Consider the following 24,601-nt stretch of genomic DNA (forward strand, 5'->3'; position numbering starts at 1 on the left):
CTGACTACAGGACCGGTGCGGCCGACAGGTTGTCGAACGACACCCGGATCGGGAAGTTCGTCGTCGATGCACTGAGGTACGTGATCAGAGCGACTGCTCCGGGCGCCTGCAGCGACGCGGTGGTGTCATCGATCGTCAGCTGCCAGTCGACGGGCTCCTGCTGGCCGGTCGGCCACAGCTTGGCTGCCACGGTCGTCGAGGGAGAGCCGATGGCCTGCACCCGCAGCGAGTACTCGGTGCCGGGCACGTAGGTTCCGGCCACGGCGAGCGTCTTCAGGGTCGTCTCGACACCGCCGACCGTCTTGCCCAGGTAGAGGGTCAGAGCGCCGTTCGCGGCGATCTTGACCTTGCCGCGGTAGTCGTTGCCGGGAGTCACCTGGCGGGCGGCCAGCGAGACGTACTGCCCCGTGCCGTTGTCGAGCTTGTCGACCGAGAAGGTGACGACCGCGTTGGTTCTGGCCGAGCTGACGGCGGGCAGGAAGGCGTTGAGACCGGCCCCGCCCTTGCTGAAGGTCAGGACTCCCTTTCCGGAGGCGACCGACGCGTTCGCGGCTCCGCCGTTCACCGTCCAGGCGCCTCCCGCGTCCGCCGATCCGAACCCTGCCGTCGCCGCGCGTTCGAACGAGTCGGTCGCGAGGGCAGCCCCGGGGTTCGGGTCGACCGGCACGACCGGGCTCGTGACGGTCACCGAGTTCGACAGCGTCGCCGTGGCGCCCGCATTGTCGGTGACGACGAGCTGCACCGTGTAGGTGCCGCTGGCCGCGTAGGCGTGGGATGCCGTGGCACCGGTCGCCGTGGCGCCGTCACCGAAGTTCCAGGCGTACGAGACGATCGAGCCGTCGGAGTCGGTCGACGACGAACCGTCGACCGATGCCGTCAGGCCGGCCGTCGAGCTGGTGAAGGCCGCGACGGGTGCGGCGTTGGTGGGCGTCGGCGGAGTGACGACCGCGCCGATCGTCGTGGCCGACAGGTCGTCGAACGACGTCACGATCGGGAAGTTGGTCGACGAACCGCTGAGGTAGGTCATCACGCCGACCGTGCCCGCAGCCTGCAGCGCGGCGGTCGTGTCATCGATCGTCGCCTGCCAGTTGGCCGGCTCCGTCTGCGACTTCGGCCACGCCTTTGCCCGGATCGACGTCGTGCCCGATCCCTCGACCTCCGTGCGGATCACGTACTCGGTACCGGCGACGTAGCTGCCGGTGAGGTTGACCGATTTCAGGGTCGTCTCCGCCCCTGCCACGGTCTTGCCGATGTAGAGGGTCATCGCACCGTTGGAGGCGACCTTCACCCGTGCCCGGTAGTCCGTTCCCACGGCGACCTGACGGCCGGCGAGCGAGACGAACTCACCGGAGCCGTTCGGGACGGCCGACAGAGAGAAGGTCACCTTGGCGTTGGTCTTCGTCGAGGAGACACCGGCGAGGGATCCCGCAAGGGACGCTCCCGCCTTCGTCGACTTGAGCTGGCCCTTGCCCGCCGAGACCGAGTAGTTCGCGGTGCCGCCGGTCACCGACCAGGCGCCTCCGACGTCGGCGGTGCCGAGTCCGCCCGTCGTCGTGCGTCCGAACGCATCCGTCGCCAGCGTCGGCGAGGGCTGCACGGGCGGAGCGGTGACGGTGACCGAGTTCGTCACCGTGCCGGTGGCACCGGCGTTGTCGGTGACCGTCAGCACGACACTGAACGTGCCCGCCGTCGCATAGGCGTGACTGGTCGTCGCGCCCGTTCCCGTGGTGCCGTCTCCGAATGCCCAGGCGTACGAGGCGACCGAGCCATCGGCATCCGATGATGTCGTCGCGTCGAACGACGCGGTGAGATCGGCCGCGGTGTTCGTGAAGGCGGCCGTGGGGGCCACGTTCGCGGGCGGAGCGGTGATCGTGACCGACTGCGTGGCCGAGACGACGGCGCCGCGGTTGTCGGTGACCGTCAGGGTGACCGGGAAGGTTCCGCCTGCGGCGTAGACGTGGCCGGCCGTGACGCCGGTCGCGGTCGCTCCGTCTCCGAAGTCCCAGGCGTAGGTGGCGATCGTGCCGTCGGAATCAGACGCCGCAGAGGCGTCGACCGTCAGGCCGAGGTTGGTCGCCACAGTGCTGAACGCGGCGACCGGAGCGACGTTGGGAAGGATCGTCGTGACCGTGTGCTGCACGGAATCGGTCGCTCCCTTGTTGTCGGTCACGGTCAGGGTGACCGTGTGGTCTCCCGCCGCCGAGTAGTGATGCACCGGCGTCGTTCCTGTCGCCGTGGCTCCGTCTCCGAAGTCCCAGGCGTAGGAGGCGATCGTGCCGTCCTGGTCGACGGAACCCGAGGCGTCGAACGCCACATCGAGATCGGTCACGACAGACGAGAACGAGGCGACCGGCTTGACGTTCGGCAGCACGCCGGAGCCGAGCTCGTAGTGGTTCTGCACCTCACCGCTTGTCAGAGCCCGCGGGTAGACCGCGACCTCGTCGATCGTGCCCGAGAAGTAAGGCGCGGTGTTGCCCCACGTCGTGTCTCCGCCGACTCTCCAGTAGCCGCTGTAGTCCTGAGCCTGCGTCTGCGGGTTGGTGCCCGAGAGCTCACCGTCGACGAACAGCTTCAGGCCTGCAGACGACTGCGACGCCGACACGTAGTGCCAGTTACCGTCGTTGTAGGCGGCAGGGGTGGTGATCGTGTTGGTCTGGCCGGTCCACGTGCCGAACGTCAGGCGCCCGTCGTTCTCCATGTAGAGGTGGCGGTCGTAGCCGCCCGACCCACCGGTCTTATTGGATCCGAAGCCGATGAGCTTGCCGCCCTGGGTGGTGGTCGTCTTGAACCAGAGCTCGAGAGCGTAGGTGTTCGGGTTGTTGAACTGGGTCGCACTCGAGACGCCCGCCTCCTGCCACCCGCCGTTGTCGACGGGAGCGAAGGTGGCCGCCGTGTTGCCGACACCCGAGAGAGCACCCGCGGCACCCTGAGTCACGAGTCCCGTGTAGTCACCCGGGTTCTCGCTCTTGCTGGAGTCGACAGCGACCTGTCCGCTGCTCTCGCCGAGGCGCCAGTAGAGCGTCGGGTCGAGGTTGAAGACGGATGCGCCATAGGCGTCGGCCGGTGCCGGCGGAATCGGCGACACCCGGCCCGACGCCACGTAGTGCGCGACGATCTGGTCCTGGGTCAGTGCTGCGCCGTAGACGGCGACCTCGTCGATGTTTCCGGTGAGGTAGGAGTTGTTGGGCTGGCCCGGCCATCCGCCGAGGTTGTCGCCGCCGATCCTCCAGTAGCCGGTGAAGTCCTGGCCCTGGGTGACGTCGGAGCGGGCGCCCACGGTCTTGCCGTCGACGAACAGCTTCATGCCCTGGGGGCTGAGCGACGCGACCACGTGGTGCCAGGCGCCGTCGTTGTACGACTTGGCCGAGGTGACGGTGGCGGTGCTGCCCGTGTAGACGCCGAACCAGATCTTGCCGTCATTGCCCATGTAGACCTGGCGGTCGTACGAGCCGGATGTGCCCGTGGCCGCGTTGCCGAAGCCGATGATCTTTCCGCCGTCGGTCGACGTGGTCTTCACCCACGATTCGACGGTGAAGGTGTTCGGGCTCTTCTCCGCCTTCGGCGTGGTCAGATATCCCGAGCCGGTGAGGCCGATGGCCGTGTTGCTGTTGCCCTCGTCCATGCCGGCGGCACCGAAGTCGACGGGGCCGTTGACCGCGGCGTCATTGAAGCCCGCCCAGTCCTCCACCGTCGTACCGGCGGCGTCTCCGAGCCGGTAGTACTCGGCGGGAGTGTCGGTCATGACCGCAGTGGAGTAGGCGCTGTCGCTCTGCCCGGTGGCCGTGGCGACGATGCTGACGGAGTCGGAGCGCGCGATGTTGCCGAACGGATCGGTGGCGAACACGCGGTAGCGATAGCTCTTGCCGGGAACCAGACCCTTGTCGACGTAGCCCATCGAGGGGAGGTTGTAGAAGGAGGACTCGGCCGTGGTCGTGTAGATCGGGGTCGTGGTGTTGCCATCACGGAAGACCTCGTACTTGAGGTTGCTGTTGTCCCTGTCCCAGTTCGCCGCCCAGCGGATGCGCACGGTGCCGCTCACGGTCGACGTGACCGTGGGGTTGAAACGGGAGCCCGTGACGCGGGGGCCCTGCACGTTGGGTGCGGCGCTCGATACGGCGAAGCGCACGAGTCCCTGCTGAGCCGTGTTGTTCACGTTCTTGAACTCGCCACCCATCACGACGTACTTCGAGGTGCCGTCGACATTCCACGGACCCTGGTTCTGTCCCGTCGCCGTTCCGGTGTCGAGGTCGGGGAACCAGTTCAGCAGCGAGGGCGACGGGTTGCCGGTGAAGCTCGGGTAGCCGTAGATGTCCTGTGTGAGGGTGCCCGTCGGGGTCTTCGAGAACGCGAGCGCCCGGTGGAAGCCCCACGGGTCGGTCTGCGGGAATCCGCCGATGTTGCCGCAGTAGTGGGAGTGGCTCGCGACGTAGACCACGTCGCCGACCGGCTTCACCGAGTAGCTGTCACCATGGCAGTCCTCGATCCAGTCGACGGTGCCGCCGTTGAAGTTGGCACGGAAGGCACCCTCGAGGTTTCCCCCGCTGCCGAAGACGTAGCCGGTTCCGTAGAACGAGTCGCCGTCGCTTGAGAGGCTCGTGATCGCGGACTGGGTGTTTCCGTTGCGCACCGTGTTGTTCACGGCGAAGGGCAGGAGCGAGCCGTCCGTCGTGCTGACGGAGCCGAGCCCGTAGCCGGGGTTCGACGATCCGTTGATGGCGGTGAACTGCCCGCCGATGATGAGCTGCGACTTGTCGGGCGACAGGACGAGGCCGTTCACTCGCCCGCCGGTGACCTGCGGGGCGAAGGCGGTGAGGGCTCCGTTGGCCGCGCTGGCCTCGGCGACGCCCGGCCGCTGCTCCGAACCGACCGTGCTGAAGAGACCGCCCATGTAGACCGAGGTGTTCGTCGCGACGATCGCCCGCACCGGACCGGCCGGCTTGGGGAGGAAGGAGGTGATGAGGGCACCGGTCGTGGGGTTCAGCGCCGCGATGCGCCACACCGACGATCCGTTGACCTGGGTGAACGAGCCACCGACGTAGATGCGCGATCCGTCGGGCGACGCGGCGATCGAGAAGGCCTCGGCATTGAGGCTCGGCGCGAACGACGTGATGAGGTTACCCGTCGACAGGCTGTAGGCGAGGATGTTGTTGCGCGGCACGGTGTTGACCCCGGGCGCCGAGCCCGCGGGGCGAGCGGTGGTGAACTTTCCCGCTGCGTAGACGGTGTCACCGATGATGACCTGCTGCCACACGACTCCGTCGATCTGCACCGTCGGAAGAGCGTCGGCCGACACCGTCGTCGGCGTGGCCGGGTTCGTCGGGTCGATCGGCTTCGAGTCGGCCATGGCCGGCGACGCCACGAGTGTGGCACCGACGACGGCGATGGCGGTCGTCAATACAAGAAGGGCCCGTGCCCGGAGCGTGCGTGGCTTTGCCATGGTTTCCTCAGCGTCTACGCGGTTCTGGATGAAAGAATTTAGTGATGATTGCTCAACTTTTTGAGCAGAAGTGTGTCCCTGGGTACGGAAACTATCAGGATATCCAAATAATGAATATCCCTCAATCGGGGGTCTTTTTCGGGTTCTAGGCGGCGGGAGTCGAGCCGGCGAACAGGGCGAACGGAACCGAGGCGAGGTAGTCGACGTAGATGCGCACGTCGGAGCGCCCCTCTGCCGGAACGGTAAAGACGTAGGCAGCGGTAGCGCTCGCGCCGGCGTCGAGAGTCGCGGGGAAGGCGACGATGTCGGGGCCTCCGCTCAGCTCGCTGGCCGGGGCGCGATCCGCGCCCGAGTCGACGGTCACCCTGGTGTTCTGCAGGTCGACGGCCTCGCCGCCCGTGTTGGTGATGGTGACCTCGAAGCGGATGGCCGGGCCTCCCGACTCCCCCACCCCTGACGCCACGCCCGTGACAGAAGTGATGGCACCGATCGACGCGGTCACTCCCGGCGCGACCTCTGCAGGCGTATCGAAGGGATTCGGGTCGGAGGTGGCGCGCACGTCGCCACCGGCAGCATCCGGAGCCGTCGTCGGGTCTGCGCTCGGGTCGGACGAGGCGGAGGGCGAGGAGGTGGACGTCGCCGCCGAGTCGTCGGCCGCGGTCGTCGCAGACGCTGAGGGCGAGGGCGATCCGGCGGAGTTGGCGGACGTGACGGCGGCCCATACGACGACGCAGATGACCACGACGAGCACAGCGCCGATGACCGCCAGCAGCCAGGGACGCATGCGGCGAGGCCGTTCAGGCGTGGAGACACCCTGCGAGAGATCAGGGCCGTCTGCGTTCGAACCGCTCATGTCGTCAACCTTTTGCTTGGAGTTATCGAGCATTCTCGCACGAGCCGGCGAAGCATCCACGGGGGTCTCAGCCGGGATCCCACCCCCAATACAGGTCAAAAGTGAGAAATCCTTGCGTTCAGAATTCATCTTTCGCTAGCGTTGTGGAAACTTGACGTTTTCTCACTTATGCGGTTGGAGCCCCCATGGTCATCAAGATCGGTTACGCGGCCGGCGCCTTCGACCTCTTTCACGTCGGACACCTCAACATCCTCAAGCACGCCAAGAGCCAGTGCGACTACCTGATCGCCGGCGTCGTCTCCGACGAGATGCTGATTCAGAACAAGGGCATCACCCCCGTGATCCCCCTGGCCGAACGGCTCGAGATCGTCAGCCACATCTCCTACGTCGACCAGGCCCGCGCCGAGGTCGTGCCCGACAAGCTCGACACCTGGCGCGAGGTCGGTTTCGACGTCTTCTTCAAGGGCGACGACTGGCGCGACACAGACAAGGGCCGACGCCTCGAAGCGGAGTTCGCCGAGGTCGGCGTCGACGTCGTCTACTTCCCGTACACAGCCCACACGTCGAGCAGCAAGCTCCGGCGCATTCTCGACCTCATGCTCGAACCCGAGTATGCACGCACGGCGAACGGAGGCGCGACTGGCAGCTGACAAGAGTTATACCCCCAACGGCCCGGCTGGTCTCCCCGAGCAGCCGGGCCTTCACTGTGCCCGCAAGCCCGTCATGACCTAGGCTGGGCAGCGGGGAGAACGCAGGCCGCAGATTCCCCATGGGGGATCACATGACTGACACAGCGCACAGCAGGCCCGGGCTTGTTCTCGTGGCCGCCTCGGCACAGCTCTACGACGAGCAGACGCCGCCGGCGAGAGCGCGCTTCGCCATCGATCTCGTGGCGACCGTGGGAGCGATCGCCCTCGCGTACAGCCTGTCCCTCGCGACGAGAGTCACGCGCCGCCGATAGCCTCGGCGCTCACTGGCCCTCAGAGCTGCCCGGCAGAGCTGCCCGGCAGAGCTGCCCGGGCGGCATCGACCCGTCACTAGATGCTGTTCCCAGGCCTGATAACAGCACTTCGTGACGGCTCGATGCCGCGCGGACAGGCCGAGGGCGGCCTAGTCGACCGACGCCGACGGGCGCACAGTGCGGCGGCGGGCCGCCAGCCGTGCCCCTGCCAGGCCGGCCAGCAGCAGGGCCAGCGCCATCCACAGACCGACGCGCGGGTCCGTACCCGTCGCGGCCAGCGTCTCCGTCGAACCCGAACCCGAACCCGAGCCCGAGCCGGCGGGCTGCGCAGCCGGCTGGGTGCCGGCATCCGGTGCACCGGGCTGGCCCGGCTGCTGCGGTTCACCGGGGAGGCCGGGTTCACCGGGCTCGGCCGGCTCCGTCGGCTCCTCGGGCGCCGCGACGACCACGAAGGTACTCACGCCCGACCTGAATTGCGCGCCATACGGGTCGCTGACCGTGACGTACCAGCCCTGCTCCCCCAGCGGCGCGGTCGGCCACGGCATGGCGGCCTCGGTTCCGCTGGCGATGCCGGTGAGGGCTCCGATCGTCTGCGTGGTCTGCACCTCGGCGGTGAACGCGTTGGTACGCAGCGTCTTCGTCTTCGGCTGGATGCCCAGAGTCGCGTAGGGCACGACGAACTCCTGGTGCTCCTGCTCGAGAGACGGGTCTTCGGAGTCGTAGTCGTCGAGCGACGGCGAATAGGTGCGCACCGTCATCTTCTGCCCCGCGTTGTCGAACTGCATGAGACGCAGGTAGCCGAGGCCGCCCTCGGCCAGGCCCTGGTAGTCGAACAGCATCTGCGTGACCGTGCGGTCGGGCGTGCCGTCGCCGTTGTCATCGAACGCGTCGTAGCGCGTGAAGGCGTCGTGATAGTGCCCCGACATCACCATCATCACGTTCGGGTTGGTGGCGATGACCTCGTCGTAGATGCGCTGCGGCACCGGCCCGAGGCCACCCGTGGTGAGCATGTACTCGTGCAGGTTGAGGATCGCCTTGCGCTCGGGGTACTTCGCGAGGGTCTCGTTCATCCACGCGATCTCGGCGTCGCCCGGAGCCCAGCCCATGTACACCTGGATGAAGTCGATGCCGCCCGCGCTGATGAGGTCGTAGTGACCGCGGTTGTCGAGGTAGCTCTCGCCGTACCAGGGGTTTGACTCGAACCGCTGCTGACCGAACCACTGGCTGAACTGCGTGTAGTCGTTGGTCATCTGGTTCACATCGTGGTTGCCGGCCAGCACACCGTAGGGCAGGCCCGCGGCATCGAGCTTGTCGTAGGCCGCATCGGCCCGCACCCACTGGTCGTTGATCAGGCTGTTGTCGACGATGTCGCCGGTGTGCGTCACGTACTGCAGGTTGAGGTTGTCGCGCTGCGTCAGGAAGAAGTTGTGGATCGCCTCCTGGTGCTTGTAGTTGTTCGGGTCGGCGTTGTAGTACTGCGTGTCCGATTCCCACCCGAGCGTGAAGTCGTAGTCGCTGCGCGGGGTGTCGGATGCGTTCAGCGGCGTGATCGGGGTGTCGCGCGTCGAGCGCGGTGCACCCGAGAATCCCTCCGAGTGCTGCACGAGAACCTGCATGGTTCCGTTCGCCGCGTGGTCCGCTGCGGCGACGGTGGCCGTGAGCCCGAACTCCACGTCGTCGGCGTCGACGGTCACGTGGCGGTCGATCTCCTCCCACGCCCCTGTCGTGACGTTGCGCACGTACATGAGCACCTTGGCGCCCGTGTTCGCCGATCCCGTCCAGGTGAGCTTCGTCTGGTAGTCGGCGCCGGCATCGGCCGGGATCGCCACGTCGAAGACCTGGTACGGCAGGGCGGTGTCCGAGCTGATCTCGGTGTCGAGTCCGTCGACTCCCCCGAGCGCCGAGACCTCGTCGGCACTGAGGGCGCGAGCGGCCGCGGCTGCCAGAGCGGAGTCGACCTCGGTCGACACCTCTGTCGTGCCCACTCGGCTCGACACTCCCCCGTTCGCCGCGTCGAGCTCGTAGCCCCGGGCGAACTCCACGGCGAGCGTGTCGCCGCTCGGGTCGTCGACGCGGGCCTTCAGCTCGGCCTCGCCCTCGACGACCTCGGCGCCCTCCTCAGGAAGAACGGCGATGCCCGACGGCTGCTCGACCGGCGTGGTGAACACCACGGAGGAGTCGGTCACGTTGCCCACGACATCGGTGGCCTTCATGGCGAGCGTGTGCGAGCCTCCGGCCAGGTCGACGCTCGATGCCCGGTACGGCAGCTGCACGGCCTGGCCGTCGAGGGTCGCGACGAACGCGCTCAGGCCCGATCCGGCATCCGTGGCCCCGCCGGTCATCACGAACTCGCCGCGGTACTCGGTCTCGGCGACCATGTTGGTGGTCACCTCGGGGGCGGTGTTGTCGACATTGACCGTGCGCTCGACGCGCAGGTCTGCGGCGGATGCCCCGATCACGTGGGCCCCGTCGGTGACGGCGGTCGTGTTCCACTGGTGGGCGACAGCGCCGAACGCGTCATCGGGAAGCGTGAAGACGGCGTCGTAGAAGTCGAGCTTTCCGGTCGTGTCGCCCATCTGCAGAACCTTCGTGGGGTCGTCGTAGCCGGCCGGGCGCAGGGCCCGCCCATCCGGAAGCACGAGCCGCGGGTTCTGGATGGTGAAGTCGTCGTTGTTCTCGACGCTCAATTCGGGAGCCGCCTTGGTTCCGGCCCAGACACTGAGCGTCAGCGGCTGGCCCGCGGTGACGTAGCTGAGCGGAACCTTCGTGGTGATCGTCTCGACGCCCTCGAAGATGCCCTCGTCGAAGATGGTGAGGATGTCGGGGCCGATCAGAACGCCGTTGCGGAAGAAGGTGTTGACTCCGCCGGCTTCGAACGCGAAGTAGGGCTCGCGCTCGAGCGAGCGGGTCGTGTCGGTCACGGCTGCGCCGTCGATGTCGAGGGATGCGCCGGGCGGGGTGCTCGCGGACGCCGCGACCCGGGTGGTTCCGCTGAGCCACTGGCCCTCGGTCACATTGAGGCGCACGGGATCGGTGTCGCCCTGGCTCACGGTGACGCGGCGGGTCTCGGTGGTGACGGTGTTGGTTCCGTCGCGCACCTCGACCGAGTACTCGAGCCAGGCCTTGCCGTAGAGGTCGACGCCGGGGATCTCGTAGGCGTAGCGCGAGAGCGGGTCGGCGGGATCGGTGTCGGCGGGGTCGACGCGCTGGCCGAGCAGGTCGATGACCGTCGGCGTCTGGTCGACGTCGTTCGATACCGTGAGGCGCACGGTGCGCACCTGGCGGTCGTCGGTGATGGTGAAGTCGATCGGAAAGTCGACCGCCGGGTCGACGGTGTCGCCCGTGTTGTCGGTGATCGCGGGCGCCTGCGCATCCGTCGGCACGACCACGAGCCCGGCCGGAACCTGGTCTGCGGTGACGGAGCCGGGCGTCGCCGGAGCCTTGCGCAGCAGGGCCTGCTTGGTGATGTCGGCGGCGTCGAAGCCGTACTGGATTCCCTGCTCTGCATCGACATCGTCGACCGTCGAGACCATGTTGTAATACGCGCGGTTGAGGGCGAAGCCGGTGTTGGTCACGATCTGCATGCCTCGGGCGGAACCGTTGGCCATGCCGGCCGAGACCACGTCGACGAGCTGGTCCTGCGTGAGATCAGTCGAGAAGTGGGTGTTGAAGTCGGCCAGGCCGAGGCTGCTGTTGGAGGCGTTCTTCACCCAGAGCACGAGCTTGCCACCCGAGGGGATGACGACGTCGCGGGGCGTGCTCGGCCACAGCGCGGTCGACGAGTTGGTCTGGTCGGTGACCGGGTAGAGGTAGCGCAGGGTGTAGTCGGCCCAGTCGACCGGGCTGTCGCTCGAGTTGTAGACCTCGATGAACTCGTAGCCGTCGGCGCTGCCCACGTTGGTGGAGTCGGGCAGCAGCTCGGTGATCTGCAGCGGCGATGCGACCAGGGTCGGGTCGGCGGGCAGCTCGGTGGGCGGGGTGGTCGGCTCGGTCGTCGGCTCGGTCGTCGGGGGCGTGGTCGGCTCGGTCGTCGGCTCGGGGGATGTCGTGGGTTCGGTCGTCGGGGGCGCCGTCGGCTCGGGGTCGGTCGGGGTCGGCGGCACCAGCACAGCGGGGTCGACGACCCCGGGGCTCGGAACGGCGGCCGACGCGGCGAGGGTCATGCTGCGCTGAGCGGTGTCTGCGGGGCGGGCGAACTGGGCGACTCGGTCGACGGCGACGGAGCCCGACGGGTAGAACGACCACGAGATGGCTGTGCCGTCGGCGTCGACGACGCGGATTCCGCGGCCCCCGCTGTTGGCCATGCCGGCCTGGCCGGTGAGCGGAACGACGGTGTAGGCATCCGGTGTCGTGCCGGTGACGCCCGCCCAATAAGCCCGGAAGTCGTCGACCGTGAACGCCGAGGTGTCGACCGAGCCCGAGGTGTAGTTGAGCCACAGCACCACCGGCTGGCCTGCCGGCAGCACCGTGCCGGCGGGAGCCGTTAGCGGGATGTCACGGGCCCGGTCGTCGGTATCGGCGTAGATGTAGGCGAGCGAGAGTCCGCCCGCGCCGACGGTGACGTCTGTCGACGCGGTGTTCACGACCTCGACGTACTCGAACGAGTCGACGCCCGTGTTGTCAGGCGCGATCTCGGTGACGATCACCTCTCCCGCCGGCGATGCCGCGAAGGCCGGAACCGCGCTCGAAGCGATGAGGGCTGCGGCGAGAACCGAGGCGAAGGCGGGCAAGGCGAACAGGCGTGAGCGAGACAACGTGGAGACCCCAGAGGTGGTGGAACAAAACTCCTCGAACCTACGAGCCGCGACCTCCCCAATCGGGGGCAGTCATGCAGATGCAAGATGAACGCGGGGTGACGGGCAGGTTCGCAACGTGTCGTCGCTATTCGCTGATGAGCTGCATCGATCCGTCAGAAAACGCTCTTTGCGGCCCTCATACGAGCATCTTGTGACGGATGGATGACGCGCGAAGCTACTCGACCTAGGGGCGAGGCCGCGAGCGGGCGACGACAGCGATCGCGAGCAGGAGGCGCTTCGGGGTGGAGGACGTCATGCCTCCACGCTACGCAGTCGTCATCGAGAGAGCGCGACGAAGAGCTGCATCGATCCGTCAGAAAACGCTCTTTGCGGCCCGATTACGCGCGTTTTCTGACGGATGGATCACGCGCGAGAGAGCGCGACGAAGACCAGGGTCAGGCTGAGCGCGGCGACCACGATCAGGCCGCTGAGCTTGAGCACCTCAGGAGACGCCTTCGCCCGCAGTCGGGACAGGACAGGCCGCGACAGAAGGGGTCGCGAGAAAACAGGGCGCGACAGCAGGGCGCGAGACCGCGCGGCCCACGTGGGCCGCGCAGCCTCAGGGGCACCGGGCAAGGCCGACCTCGGGGCGGCAGCATCCGGAACCGGGGCCGACTGCATCTCGAACTTCGCGGGCGCCAACTCCGCTACGGGTGCCTCGACCTCCTCCGCCTCGCCGAACTCGGCGAGAAGGGAGTCGAACGTGAGCTCGCGCTCCGTTGCAGACATGTTGGCGTGGGCACGTGCAGGCACAGGGGCGATCATGGCATCCGAGCAGATAAGGGGCGAGCCGCATCCGTTGGAGAAAACCGGTGCGCAGAGAGTCTGGGTGAGAAACGGCGGCTCGAGCTGAGGGGCGAGCCGACGCCTTCTTCTCTAAAGATAAGGATCAGTCAGTTAGTTGTCGAATCTCTGCGCAGTCTCGTCAGGCGACGATCTGCGTTAAGGCCTCTTCGGGTGATCCATACGGGCCCGACCAGCCGTCTCTCGTGTGGTCGTCGCTGAGCTTCGCGTGCCAGCCGTCGCTCATGCGATAGACCGTGGCGAGGCGGCTCGTTCTCTCGGCGCCGTCCGTCTGGAGGATGTACGCGCGACGAGGGCCGTGACGTTCGATGATGGCGGAAGACATGGGTGGTGTTTCGCTCCTTCTGCTGATCGCAGGCGCGATCACGGTAGGTTGAGTGATTCTCAGTGTATTTGCAGCAACGCTACAGAGCGTCGTGTTCTGGCACAAGGGACTTCACAGGGCCCGGTAAACGACGTATTCTCACGATTCGGCGCGGCAGCGGAATCGGATTGCAGCCAACACGAGAAAAGCCACCCCGAGTGGGGTGGCCTCTCGTGCTGTGCGAGCTATCAGGCTTCGACGTCGCCGCGCCATGCTCCGTCGGGGTGGCCCTCCGACTCGATGTACTCCTTGAAGTTCTTCAGGTCCTTCTTCACCGCGTGGCCGCCCACACCCACAGCCGAACCGAGCTTCTCGAGCAGGCCGGTGGGCTCCCAGTCGAGCTGCACGGTCACGCGGGTCTCGGTGGGAGCGAGCTTGTGGAACGTGACGACGCCGGCGTGGTCGACCTCGCCGCCGGTGCTCGTCCAGGCGACGCGCTCGTCGGGGTGCTGCTCGGTGATGTTGGCCTCGAACGTGCGCTCGACGGGGCCGACCTTGATCTTCCACTCGGTCAGGGTGTCGGTCACCTGCTGGATCGACTCGACCTCGTCGAGAAACTTGGGGAACTCCTCGAACTGAGTCCACTGGTTGTAGGCGACGGAAACGGGAACAGAAACGTCGACGGTCTCGATGATCTGGGGCATGTGAACAACTCCTCGTAGTGCGGTATCAACTTGTCTGTACCTCCTCGACGCTACGGGCAGGGGGAGCCGGGGGTGACCCCCTTGACGCACGACTCGCACAGCAACAGCGCTCTGCAACAGCCCTCAGCAACAGCCCCGCATCCCGGCCTACGCTGACCCCATGACAGACGCCCCGATCTTCGGCGAAGCCCACGCACCCGATCTGCATGTGATGACCTACAACATCCGGCGCCGCATGAGGCAGAACGCCCCCGGAAGCCCCGACCTCTGGTCGAGGCGGCAGCCGCTGATCCGCCAGCTGCTCTCTCGCGAGCGCCCCACTCTGCTCGGAACGCAAGAGGCGCTGCCCGACCAGGCCCTCTTCATCTCGGCTGTGCTCGGGCCCCACTACCGCCGCATCGGCTACGGACGCAACGCCGACGGCACCGGCGAGGGATGCCCTCTGTTCTACGACTCGCGCCGACTGCATCTCGAGAGCTGGCGCCAGATCGCCCTGTCAGAGACACCGGATGTCGCGGGGTCGCGTTCCTGGGGCAACATGATTCCGCGCGTCGCGGTCGTCGCCCGGTTCATCGACGTGAAGACTGGTGAGCCGCTGCGCGTGATCAACACCCACTTCGACCACATCGCACGGAGGGCCCGGCTGCACTCGGCGGAGCAGCTCGCCGCGCTCGCCACGTCGAGCGACGAGCCCGTCATCGTGATGGGCGACACGAACACCGACGTCGGCACGGCCCCGTTCGAGGCGATCGCCGGCGACGCCGGGCCGCTCGTGGATGCCTGGACCGCGGCCGGCGTGCGGCTCACGCCCCCGTGGGGCACGTTCTCGAACTACCGCACGCCCAAGACCGGCACGAAACGCATCGACTGGATTCTCGTGAGCCCCGGCATCGAGGTGCGCGAGGCGGCCATCAATGCCTCGCGTTTCGACGCCGCCGCCGCATCCGACCATGAGCCCGTGCAGGTTCTCGTGCGTCCTGGCAAGGCCCTGCCCGCGCAGGGCACCGCCGGGTAATCTTCGAGCGTGATCACCGAGACCTTCCTGCGGCGACCGCGCGGCGGTGCGGAACTGACGGCCGACGCTCTTCGCGTGCTCGGCGTCGTCAGCATCGCCATCGGCGGCATCCACTGGGGGTTCGTGGAGGTTGCGGTCTTCGCGCTCACACTGCTCGGTATGCTCGTGCCGCGCTTTCTCGGGCTGCGCCCCGGCTTCGACATCGCGGTGGGCGGCACGCTGCTCGTGGCCGCCTGGAGCGGCGTCTTCGAGTTGTACACGTCGATCGACTGGCTCGACATCGTGATCCATTTCGCCGCCAACGGACTGCTCGCCGCGCTGTTCTTCGTGGTGGCGGCGCGAACGGGCGTCGTGCCCGACGTCACGGCGGGAACGCCGTCGCTGCTCCGCTCCGCGCTCCTGACGACGGTGTTCGGGCTCGCCGCCGGGGTGCTCTGGGAGATGGGAGAGTGGGCGGGCCACACCTTCATCGACTCGGCCATCTTCGTGAGCTACACCGACACCATCGGAGACCTCGCCGTGGGCGGGTTCGGCTCGCTGCTGGCCGGTCTGTGCATCCGCTGGCTCACGGCCGAGAGCCGGTGGATCGCCCCGCACGCCGAGGCGGCCACGCCGGCCGACTCCCGCACACGGCTCCGGGAGATCGGCTAGCGCGGGGCACTCGATCCCACCGACGACCGCGCCAGGTCGAGCTGCACCGCAGTTCCCTCCGCGGTGAGCCGCAGGGCGGCCACGTCGTACTGCCCCGTCGACCTCGTCGCCGCATCCGGCCCATCGACCGTCCATGCAGGTTCCGGGTTGCCGTTAGCCGGGTTCGGAGTGTTCTGCGCATTCGCGGTCAGCGACAGGAGGGAGTCCTCTCCGAACAGCACATCCGTCGCATTCGATACGAGCGTGACCACGGGGGTGGTCAGCGCGAGCAGCGCCGTTCTGGTCGTGGCGAGAACACCGGTCACGGGAGTGAAGAGCGCCGAATTCAGCGCCGTTCCGAGTGACGCGGAGACGTTCGCCGCCAATCCTCCGGCGAGGGTGTTGAGCAGTCCGCACAGGATGGCCGTGACGACGTTGCAGGCCGCGCCTCCCGCCAGGGAGATCGACGTGGTGACGAGCGGCGTGCCGGCGGTGAGAGCGGCCAGCGAGACCTCGGGGATCGTCAACGTGATCGAGGCGACAGGGGGGCCTGACCCTTGAAGCACGTTGACGACCACCTTGGCAGACACGGTCATCGATTCGAGCGCCGCCCTGATGGCGCCCTCCAGATCGTCGACCCAGTTGACGAGCGCCTCGGTCGTCGCCGCCGTGAGCGCGTTGAGGATCTCGTCGTTGATGAGCAGCTGCGTGTTGGCGGGGAGCCCGTTGATGCCCGTCGTGCCGTAGGCCGCCCCGAGCAGACCGTCGAGATCGACAGAGATCCGTCCCGTCACGAGATCGATGCTCACGATGCCGGCGTCGTCGGAGATGGTGTCGTCGAGCAGCCCGTTCACGTCGTCGAGATCGATACCGACGGCGAGGTTGCTGATCGTGATCGACCCCAACCCGAGTCCGAGCGTGTTCAGCAGGGCGTTGAGCTGACCGGTGAGCCCGGTCGTCAGCGATGACAGCACTCCCGCGTTGCCTGCAAGACCCTCCACCGTGCCGTCGAGTCCCGTGATCACGGAGCTCGTGTTCGTCACGAGAGTGCCGACCGTGGGAGATGTGAGGTCGAGGTCCACTCCCGCCACGGCGTACTGGCGCTGGAGCGATGAGACGATCGAGCCCGTCCAGGTGGCGGCGCACGCATCGAGCGTTGCGCTCGATGCGACCGCGCCCACGTCGAGCGACGCGTCGGCGAGGCCGGAAACGACGGTGCTCAGACTCTGTCCGAGGGCTGACTGCACGATGGTGCTCAGCTGGAGGGTGGCGAACGTGGGCGGGTTAGGGCCGGGCTGACTGGCCGTCGTCTGGATGGCCCCGCTGTTGCTCACCGCGCCGGTCGCACCGGTGGATGTTCCATCGGAGTTGACCTGCACGTAGCTGTTGTCGACACCGAGGTCGGCATTGAGCGGAAGCAGCAGCAGGTCGCCCAGGCTGGCCTGCAGAGTACTGAGCGCCGTGACCGTGAGCGGGTTGGCGTAGGCGTTCTCGCCCAGCGAGTTCGACTGCGGCGGCGGGGGCGTGATCGCGACACCGGATGCGTCGTTCACCCCGCTGATACCGTCGAGCTCAGCGAGATCGTCGAGGTCGATACCGGCCAGGCTTCCGCCCAGCAGCTTGCCCGATGCCCGCGTCGTGAAGGGCGAGCCGTCGGGTCCGCAGTCGAGCGTACCGATGGTCGACGAGTCCCATTCGGCATCGAGCCAGGAGGCGTCTGTCGGGGCCGCCGTGATCGACGTCGCCACCGAGACGGTGATGGCGACAACCCCCGCGAGGGTTCCGACGAGTCGGCGCGTGGCCGAGCGCGAGAGGGTGCGGCGGGTCGTGCTGCGCGGGGTCATGACGCGCTCCTTCGTCGTGGCGTGAGTGTTCGGCGGTGACGCACGATCATTCCGAGTGCGATGGCCCCGGAGCCGATGAGGACAACGGCGAGGACGTCGAGTCCGGTGTTGGCGAGCCCACCCGGACCCTTCGTACCCGAACCCGAGGTGCCCGGCGTTGCCGGGGCGCCCGGCGTGGTCGTGGGATTGGTCGGCACCACGTCGTCGCCCTCGGCGAGAACGTGGAAGGCGAAGTCGCCCGTGAGCCCCATGAGACTCTCGTCGCGACTGGCGGAGACGTCGGGCATCCGCACCTCGACCAGGATGAAGCGGGGGGTTCCGGCGTCGAGCGTGCCCAGGTCGAACAATGGTGTTCCGTCGGATCCGGCACCCGGCCCGACAGAGGTGATCGCCTGCGGATTGTCGCCGCATCCGGGGTCTGCCGGATCGAAGGTGACCGGCTCGGCGGGAATGCCTGTCCAGGCCGCGTCGCAGGAGGCGATGGAGATGACCACACCGTTGGGGTGGGTGAGCAGCTCTCCCCCGGCATACATCTCGAGGGCGATACGCGCGGTCGTCGCCGTCTCGAGGGTCATCTCGATCTGCCCGTACCCCACGTCTCCCGGGCTCATGTCGAGGAACTGCAGCGGATCGGGCGACGTCTCGAGCGTCAGATACCCCGGGGCGCCGGGCTGCGGGTCGGGATCACCCGGCAGAACGAGGGCCGCGGATGCCCGGGCGGAGACGAGCGCGATGCCCGCCACCATGAGCAGTACGGCGAAGACCATGGCGAGCGCTGTCGCTGCTCGGCGTCTCGCGGATGCGGGTTCAACGCGCATGGCGTCTCTCACCTCTTCGTGGTTCGGTGGTGCTGGATTGCTGGGTGCGGGGCCAGAAGGCCCAGAGAACGAGGGCGCCGGCGCCGAGAGTCACGACGACGAGGGTGACCGGGCTGCCCATCGCATCGCTCACGGCCTGCCCGCCGGCGATCGAGCCGAGAACGACTTTTCCGGTCTTCACGTGGTACGGGAAGAGATCGGGAATCGTGTTCGCATCGCCCTGCATCGAGACGATGCGACCGTTCGGCACGTTCGGGTCGGGCTCGATGCGCGTGATGCGGTGGGTGATCGGCAGCCGCTCCCCTCCTCTCTGGAGGGTGACGACCTGCCCGACCTCGAGCTCTGAGGCCGGAACCTGGCGGACTAGAGCCAGTGATCCCGCCGGAATCGTCGGGGCCATGGATCCGGTCGCGAAGGTCACGAGCGAGAATCCGAAGAACAGAGTGGCTATGCCCCAGGCGATGGCGGCGAGGCCGGCGACTCCGGCGGCCGCGAGCGCGACATCTCGGATTCGGGAGGCGACGATCCTGAGTCGCCCCGGCCGACGAGACCCACCGTGCGCATGGGGATGTCCACGGTGGGTCTCGCGGAACTCGGCGACTCGCGTCATGTGAATCGCCTTTCCGGTCAGTCGGTCTCGGGTGGTGTGATGCGGACCGCTAGTCGAGCTCGGAGGCCGACACGAACTGCCAGGCGGGAGCGACCGCTCGACCCTGCAGAGTGTCGGGCGCGTCATCGGGGAGCGAGACCTGGAAGCAGTAGTTGAGCTGGTCGCCCGAGTCTGCTGCGAGGGCGCTGACGACGGTGCTGGCGGTGGCAAGCCCGGCGGCCTCGTCTGCCGTGCCCACGACGTAGGTCGCGGCGGGGCCGAAGGCTGCAGCGGTGCAGGCGGCTGGATCGGCATCTCGTGCGCCCGTCGCCACAACGACGCGCAGCTCGAGGGCAGCCGTGAGCAGGTTGCCCGGGTCGTCGATGGGGATGTTCGTCGCGGCGACCGCTCCGCTGAGGCGCACGGAAGGCGCGGCGACCGAGCCATCGGTCGTACTGAGCGAGACCGGCGCGTAGATGGCATCACCCGGGGTGAGCGTGAGGGCACCGGTGGTGAAGGTCAGCGAGCCGCCGGGGTTGGTCTCCTCGTCGGTCCACGCGTCGGCGTCGAAGTCGACGCTCGTGTTCTGCTGGACTTCGAAGGTGCTGGTGCCCACGCCCGGAGTGCCCGGGTCGCCATCGACTCCGGCCGTTCCACCGACGACCCACTCCGAGTCGTTCCACACGGCCAGTGTCACGGTTGCGCCGACACCCAGCACAAGACCTGCGGCGAGAACGGCGAACGCCTTCTGCCTCGTGGAACGCTTTCTGAGCGACGAACCGGCCGGCGTCTCCGGCGCTTCGAATTCTGATGACTGTGACATGACTGATCTCCCCGAACTAGATGAAGCCGCCCCTATGTGGCCTCTGAGGGTTGAACGATGACATGAGGAGAATTCACGATGGGGCGCCTGAGAGCACTTCGAGTAGTGGTGCGAGGACAGTCCCGTAGCGCCCGTACCGGGGCTCGGTAGTACCCCGTGTTTATTCCGTAGCGCTCGCGTGACATACCCGTAGTGCGTGGGCACCGGCGTCGACCGTCGCCGTCAGGCCGGGGACGCTAACACGCACTACTGAAATCGTCGGCTCCCCAATCGGGGGGTATCAGCGCTGAGTAGCGTGATCGCATCCGGCCCCAGGGGAGCGCCGGGTTTGCAAAGGAGCAAACACACATGCAACGACGCATCGCACGACGCCTGCTTGCGACGGGGGTGACCGCCGCACTCGTGGCGGGAACGACTCTCGTGGTGGCGGGTCCCGCACTCGCAGCACCCGGAGACGCATCGGCCTACGGCGCCCAGGCCGAACTGACGGTCGACATCGCCGGCATCCAGATCGTCCTCGACGAGACCACGGTCGGCCAGACCGCCGTGACCGCGCCGGGCACGCAGACGTCGCCCACCGACGACTACACGCTCATCGACGCCCTGCTCGCGGGCATCGACGTCAACGGCGTGACCTCCACCTCGACGACAGGTCCTGCAGGATCGTCATCGAGTGCGGCGATCGCCACCGCCGATGTCGACCTGCTCGGCCTCGATCTTCTGACCTTGAGCGGGGTGACCGCCGACACGACCTGCGTCGTGGGCCAGGACGCCACCGCGGTCGCTCAGATCGCGAACCTGAACGTTCTCGACCAGGTCGGCGTCGACGTCTCGTCGGGCGACATCGTGAGCACGGAGACCACCCTCGAGGGCGACGCCGTCGGAGCCCTCGCCGGCGTGACCCTCCGGGTCGAGGTGCAGGAGATCGAGGACGCGACGGCCACCGCCGCCACCGCGAGCGCGCTCGTCGCGCGCGTCTTCCTCACCGGCACGGTCGGAGAGATCGAGCTGGTCAACCAGATCGCCGCCACGATCACCCTGGCCAACGCCGAGTGCGAGACGCCCGCGATCGTTCCGGTGACGCTCTCGAGCATCACTCCCCCGTCGGGGCCGACGTTCGGCGGGCAGACCGTGACGATCAGCGGAACCGGCTTCAACGCATCCACGACCGTGACCTTCGACGGCATCGCCGCAACCGACATCGTGCCCAACGAGGCGGGAACCTCGCTCACCGCAGTGACCCCCGCGAACACAGCAGGAGACGCCGTGGTCTCGGTCGCGAACCCGGGCAGCGCCGCCACGCTCCCCTACCTCTACGTCGAGCCGTCGATCTCGGGCATCTCGCCGAACGAGGGTCCCGACGCCGGCGGCACGGAGGTCACGATCTCCGGCACCGGTCTCGGCGAAGCGACGGGCGTGACGGTGGGCGGCGACGACGCCGACATCGTCTCGATCTCCGACGACGGCACCTCGATCGTCATCGAGACTCCCCCGGGAACGGGGCTCGCCGACGTCGTCGTGAACTTCGGCGGCGACAACGACGTGACCTCTCCTGAGCAGTTCCTCTACGTGTCCGCCGACTCTCCCCAGGTCACGGGAATCACCCCGTCATCGGGACCGACCGCGGGCGGCACCACGGTGACGATCACGGGCACCGACCTCGCCGACGTGACCCAGGTGTTCTTCGGCGACGCCGAGGCCACGATCGTGGGCGAGCCGACCGACACACGCATCGTCGTCGTCACTCCCGCGAACCCGGCGGGCTTCACCGACGTGGTTCTGATCACGTCGGGCGACGACGCCGAGCGTGTCGACGACGCGTTCCTCTATGTGGCCCCGCCCACCTCGACCACGATCACACCGGGCTCCGGGCCGACCACCGGGGGCACGACCGTGAAGATCGGCGGCTCGGGCTTCGTTCCCGGAGCGACCACGGTGACGATCTGCGGGGTCACCATCGCCGCTGAGAACGTGTCGGTGAACGCCGACGGCACCGTGCTCACCTTCCGCACCCCTCCGTGCGCGGCCGGCAACGCGGTCGTCACCGTCACCACGGCCGGAGGAGCTACGAGCACGACGACCTTCCGGTACGTCTCGACAGCGGCCGCGGGAGCAGGCGGCTCCGGAACGCTCGCATCCACGGGATCGGCGCCCGCGCCGATCATCTGGACCGCAGGCATCCTGCTGCTGCTCGGAGCCGCGCTCGCGGCCGCCGCCGTGTGGCGTCGACAGCGCCGGGCGGAGTAGTCGCGTCAGGCCTGACATACAAGGAAGCGCCGGCCCATTTGGGGGTTGGGCCGGCGCTTCAGTATTCAAGGTAAGGAATTCTCGACATCTGTCGAGGAGATACGGGGGTCTTTCACCTTCGTATTCACCCTCGACGCGGTCACCCGTGCTGATCGAGCTTCTCCTGGGCCTGCTTCGCCCTGCGGGTCGCGCGCAGGTGATCGCGCTCCGCAGACTTCTTCTCGCGATTCGCCAGCTGGGTGTCGCGGTACACCTCGGCCAGGTCGGCTTCGACACCTCGGAGCTGCTCCTCGATCTCCGCCCGCTCGGCCTCGAGCTCCGTGCGACGCTCCGCGAGTCCGGCGAGGGTGTCGTCGACCTCCGCGACCCGGGCCCGCGCGACCGCGACGTCGTCGACGGCCTGCCAGGCCAGGTCCTCGGCCTGCTTGCGCTCCCGGGCCGCCGCCTCGGTGGCGGCCTCGGATGCGTTCGCCCGCCTCGACCGTGCACGGCCCGTCGTTCGGCCGGCCGGCTCGGGCACCCCGTCAGCCGGAAGGGCCTCGGCACCCGCGAGCGCCACCGGCTCCCACCCCGAGACGGTGAGACCGCGCACCAGGAGCCCACCGCGCACCGCGGCCGCGGCATCCTCGTCGGTCATCGCCGCCTGCAGAGTCTGACCGACCTCGATGAGCGCTGAGCCGCTCAGCACGACTCCTTCCCGCACGGCGAGTTCACGCGCCCGTGACGACGCGTCGGCCACGAGCCGCTGGCGGTCGGCGCCGAGCGAGCGCATCTCGACGGGGTCGAGGGCGGACTGCGCCTCGCGCTGGCGTCGACCGAGATCGAGCAGGCTGTCGAAGAACTCTGCGTCGTCGCGGGCCAGCGCGGTCACGGCCCAGGCGGTCGGGGATGCCTTGGGCAGCCGTTTCAGGGTGGGCGCGAGTGCGCGCAGGGCGGGGTTCTTCGATGCCTCCGACGCCGCTTCGTTGCGAGCCGCAGTGAAACGAGACGGCGGCAGTTCGTAGAGTGATCGAGCGATCGCCCGCAGTTCGTTCTGCCCATCGGTCATGCTCCATCATCGCAACCGAGCGGCCTCGAGGCGAGTTCCTTGCGCGTGACAATTACCCACATCTGGGGGCCGTGAGAGACTTGTAGTCGGCCGGATCATCCGGTGAGATGTTGAGCCCTAGACCCCGGTGCTGCTATCGACGACAACCTGAGCGACCCTCGTTCTGCGCAGAGCAGCCAGGCGCCGCACGAAGGAGAGTCCCTCTCACCCGAAGCCCTGCCCGCGGCGGTGGCAGAGGCTGCGCGAACGCGGGGGTGGCGTGCCGGGCTCGCGCTGCAGTCGGCCCACTGGGATCGCTTCGTCACCAGTCGCCCCGAGGCCCTTCTCGCCTCGATCAGAAACCTGCCGGGCGAGGCCTTCGTCGAGATTCCCAGCCTCCTCGTCGCCGTCAACTACCTCCAGCACGTCATCAGCGGCGATGACCCCCGGCGGTTCCACGACATCGCGATCGCTGAGGGCGGGCGCTCCGACGACGAGTCCGAACCGCTCGACGTCATGATCAACTCGGCGGGGCGCACCGCCGGATATCGAACGAACGGGCGACTGGCCGACGCTGTGCGATCGGCCCGGCAAGGTCGTCGCATCCTCAACGAGATCACGGCCGCCGAGCGCGCCGAGCGACAGATGGAGCTGCCCCATCTGCTGCTGCAGTGGGGGCGATCGTTCGAGGTGGCCGATGTCGGCGGTGTGCTGGAGTACGAGGAGGCGTGGGAGCTGTCGAATCTGACGGGCCAGCCGCTGATCGCGCGGCGGGCCGCGGCATCGCTGGCCTGGCTTCACGCCGACCACGGACGGCTGAACGAGGCCGAGTCCTGGATCGCCCGAGGTCGACAGATCACCACGATCGGATCGAGATACGACGCCCCGCTCCATCTTGCCGCGGCTCTGGTCGCGATCGATCGATGCGACTCCGATTCGATACCGGGGCACCTGGCCGAGCTGGCGACCGTTCCCATCGGCGAGTACTGGGCGGCCGAAGCGTGGGTCAGGGCCTGGGCTGCCCACAGCGAGGCCGACATCGTGCAGGTCGAGACCCTTCTCGACGCGCAGCGCCTGAGCCAACCGGAGGCTCTGCGACGCAGCGGCGCCTTCGCGCGGTATCTGGTTGCGGCCTACGACGGGCTGGCGACGATTCGAGGCAGGAACACCACACCGGTCGAGCGCGACTCCGATCCCTCGGCCTTCGCCCACCTCATGTCGGCCGTGTCGGCCTACCGCGCCGGCTCGATGCACGCCGCTCTCGATGAGGCCGCCCGTGCGCTTCAGGAGGATCGCGGCCCGCGGCTGCAGTCCGCGGCCAAGCTCCTCGCCGCGGCGGCCCGACTCAGTCTCGGACGATCCGAGGCAGCGGCGACGTCGTTCACGACGGCTCATGCGATCATCGAGATCGAGCGGCTCTACAGCAACTACTCGATCATCGCCCCGGCCCACCTGCTCGAACTCTCCGCGTCGACAGGGCTTTCCGTTCACTCCCCGGCGGTCTCGACCGACCAGACCGCGACGACCGGGGCAGCCCTCGCATCGCTCTCCCGTCGGGAACGCCAGGTGCTCGTCCATCTGGCATCCGACCAGTCGCTGCAGTCGATCGCCGACACTCTCTTCGTGAGCAAGAACACCGTGAAGACGACGACGAGCAGCCTCTACCGAAAGCTGGGCGTCAATTCGAGGCGAGCCGCCGCCGACATCGCGCAGCGGGCGGGCATCGCCTAGATCGGTGCGTTCGTGTCG

Annotated in this window: 17 protein-coding genes; 6 read left to right on the top strand and 11 right to left on the bottom strand. The window is 67.9% G+C overall.

Going from position 1 to position 24,601, the window contains the following annotated elements; all coding sequences use genetic code 11:
- Positions 1-4 precede the first annotated feature (4 nt).
- Positions 5-5,437, bottom strand: a complete 5,433-nt coding sequence (locus tag ASF51_RS01835; RefSeq protein WP_082479470.1) for a PKD domain-containing protein — start codon at positions 5,435-5,437, stop codon at positions 5-7.
- Between the two features lie 145 nt (positions 5,438-5,582).
- Complete coding sequence (locus tag ASF51_RS01840; RefSeq protein WP_055924393.1) at positions 5,583-6,290, bottom strand: hypothetical protein; 708 nt, start codon at positions 6,288-6,290, stop codon at positions 5,583-5,585.
- 185 nt (positions 6,291-6,475) lie between these two features.
- Between ASF51_RS01840 and ASF51_RS01845 the strand changes: the two genes are divergently transcribed.
- A complete protein-coding gene (locus ASF51_RS01845) occupies positions 6,476-6,940 on the top strand; it encodes an adenylyltransferase/cytidyltransferase family protein (protein WP_055924396.1) in 465 nt (154 codons plus the stop codon).
- 131 nt (positions 6,941-7,071) lie between these two features.
- Entirely contained in the window at positions 7,072-7,251 is a 180-nt protein-coding gene (locus ASF51_RS18900) for a hypothetical protein (RefSeq protein ID WP_157411965.1), read from the top strand.
- Between the two features lie 149 nt (positions 7,252-7,400).
- Here the strand turns inward: ASF51_RS18900 and ASF51_RS01850 are convergent, their stop codons facing one another.
- From ASF51_RS01850 to ASF51_RS01865, 4 genes are all read right to left on the bottom strand, one after another.
- Complete coding sequence (locus tag ASF51_RS01850; protein WP_055924400.1) at positions 7,401-12,005, bottom strand: metallophosphoesterase; 4,605 nt, start codon at positions 12,003-12,005, stop codon at positions 7,401-7,403.
- Positions 12,006-12,410: 405 nt separating this feature from the next.
- Complete coding sequence (locus ASF51_RS01855) at positions 12,411-12,800, bottom strand: hypothetical protein (RefSeq protein WP_157411966.1); 390 nt, start codon at positions 12,798-12,800, stop codon at positions 12,411-12,413.
- Positions 12,801-12,972: 172 nt separating this feature from the next.
- Positions 12,973-13,176, bottom strand: coding sequence for a hypothetical protein (locus tag ASF51_RS01860; protein WP_055924406.1), 204 nt, complete (start codon positions 13,174-13,176; stop codon positions 12,973-12,975).
- 227 nt (positions 13,177-13,403) lie between these two features.
- Entirely contained in the window at positions 13,404-13,859 is a 456-nt protein-coding gene (locus ASF51_RS01865; protein WP_055924409.1) for an SRPBCC family protein, read from the bottom strand.
- A gap of 160 nt (positions 13,860-14,019) precedes the next feature.
- Here ASF51_RS01865 and ASF51_RS01870 point away from each other — a divergent pair, with 160 nt between their 5' ends.
- Both ASF51_RS01870 and ASF51_RS01875 read left to right on the top strand, forming a co-directional pair.
- Complete coding sequence (locus tag ASF51_RS01870) at positions 14,020-14,874, top strand: endonuclease/exonuclease/phosphatase family protein (RefSeq protein WP_055924412.1); 855 nt, start codon at positions 14,020-14,022, stop codon at positions 14,872-14,874.
- Between the two features lie 9 nt (positions 14,875-14,883).
- Complete coding sequence (locus ASF51_RS01875) at positions 14,884-15,525, top strand: hypothetical protein (protein WP_055924414.1); 642 nt, start codon at positions 14,884-14,886, stop codon at positions 15,523-15,525.
- Here the strand turns inward: ASF51_RS01875 and ASF51_RS01880 are convergent.
- Genes ASF51_RS01880 through ASF51_RS01895 form a run of 4 tightly spaced genes read right to left on the bottom strand, consistent with a single transcriptional unit; the run spans position 15,522 to position 19,578 of the window.
- The gene (locus ASF51_RS01880) at positions 15,522-17,348 is read right to left on the bottom strand and encodes a choice-of-anchor G family protein (protein WP_055924417.1); all 1,827 of its coding nucleotides are present in this window, start codon (positions 17,346-17,348) and stop codon (positions 15,522-15,524) included. The genes ASF51_RS01875 and ASF51_RS01880 overlap by 4 nt on opposite strands.
- The gene (locus ASF51_RS19300; RefSeq protein WP_162236920.1) at positions 17,345-18,166 is read right to left on the bottom strand and encodes a hypothetical protein; all 822 of its coding nucleotides are present in this window, start codon (positions 18,164-18,166) and stop codon (positions 17,345-17,347) included. Before ASF51_RS19300 ends, ASF51_RS01880 begins: the two co-directional genes overlap by 4 nt.
- Complete coding sequence (locus ASF51_RS01890; protein WP_055924421.1) at positions 18,156-18,776, bottom strand: S26 family signal peptidase; 621 nt, start codon at positions 18,774-18,776, stop codon at positions 18,156-18,158. The genes ASF51_RS19300 and ASF51_RS01890 overlap by 11 nt, the downstream gene beginning before the upstream one ends.
- A gap of 49 nt (positions 18,777-18,825) precedes the next feature.
- The gene (locus tag ASF51_RS01895; protein WP_055924424.1) at positions 18,826-19,578 is read right to left on the bottom strand and encodes a SipW-dependent-type signal peptide-containing protein; all 753 of its coding nucleotides are present in this window, start codon (positions 19,576-19,578) and stop codon (positions 18,826-18,828) included.
- Positions 19,579-19,926: 348 nt separating this feature from the next.
- Between ASF51_RS01895 and ASF51_RS01900 the strand changes: the two genes are divergently transcribed.
- A complete protein-coding gene (locus tag ASF51_RS01900; protein ID WP_055924427.1) occupies positions 19,927-21,825 on the top strand; it encodes an IPT/TIG domain-containing protein in 1,899 nt (632 codons plus the stop codon).
- 139 nt (positions 21,826-21,964) lie between these two features.
- On the opposite strand, the gene ASF51_RS01905 is transcribed toward ASF51_RS01900, so the two are convergent.
- The gene (locus tag ASF51_RS01905; protein WP_055924430.1) at positions 21,965-22,873 is read right to left on the bottom strand and encodes a hypothetical protein; all 909 of its coding nucleotides are present in this window, start codon (positions 22,871-22,873) and stop codon (positions 21,965-21,967) included.
- 228 nt (positions 22,874-23,101) lie between these two features.
- Here ASF51_RS01905 and ASF51_RS19515 point away from each other — a divergent pair, with 228 nt between their 5' ends.
- A complete protein-coding gene (locus ASF51_RS19515; protein ID WP_055924433.1) occupies positions 23,102-24,583 on the top strand; it encodes a LuxR family transcriptional regulator in 1,482 nt (493 codons plus the stop codon).
- Positions 24,584-24,601: the final 18 nt, after the last annotated feature.

This window comes from Agreia sp. Leaf283, assembly GCF_001422485.1.
GTDB lineage: Bacteria > Actinomycetota > Actinomycetes > Actinomycetales > Microbacteriaceae > Agreia.